The organism is Niveispirillum sp. GW835-FHT14G11, from assembly GCF_058793615.1.
The window spans coordinates 1-500 of record NZ_JBXAFZ010000072.1 but is presented as its reverse complement, the minus strand read 5'-3'; the positions used below and the strand labels follow the sequence as shown (position 1 = coordinate 500).

Genomic DNA, 500 nt, shown 5'->3' with positions numbered 1-500 from the left:
GCAAGCGTTACGGGACATTATGGTCAGGATGACAGTGCTGTACTCAGCTGATTGACAAGACGCGTCCGGACAGTCTTGGCAAGTTTATCCAGGTTCAGCTGTTTCCACCGCACGGCTGGCAGATTCGCAGCTTCGGGAAGCTCGATCAGGCTCCAATCCGGCTCGCCACGCTTGAACCGCAGCAGGAAGTCCCGATGCGTGGCCGGCATTTCGCCGATGATCGTCGCAATCAACGCTTCCCGCGCTGCCGCCAAGTCGTCAAGAGCGACAGGCTCCGTCGTCATGCCCGCGAAACCCTGCGCGAATTCCTGAGCCAAGTCCTTGCGACGGGGTGCCGCCAGTTCGAATATCAGGCGATCATGGCTGACAAGGTAGACGATAAAGGCGCGGCGCAGTTCATCACTGATGCCCTCGTTGGCCAGCAGGTCCCTGATGTCGAACAGATCCCGCGGATGTTGCCGGTCGAGTGCCGCCACGATCTTTCCGGCATAAAGATCAGC

General features: G+C 59.2%; 1 protein-coding gene. It reads right to left on the bottom strand.

Annotated elements, in window-relative coordinates; all coding sequences use genetic code 11:
- Positions 1 to 23: 23 nt before the first annotated feature.
- On the bottom strand, positions 24 to 500 hold a 477-nt coding region (locus AC1Q7F_RS32655; RefSeq protein ID WP_492512714.1), incomplete at its 5' end, for a nucleotidyl transferase AbiEii/AbiGii toxin family protein.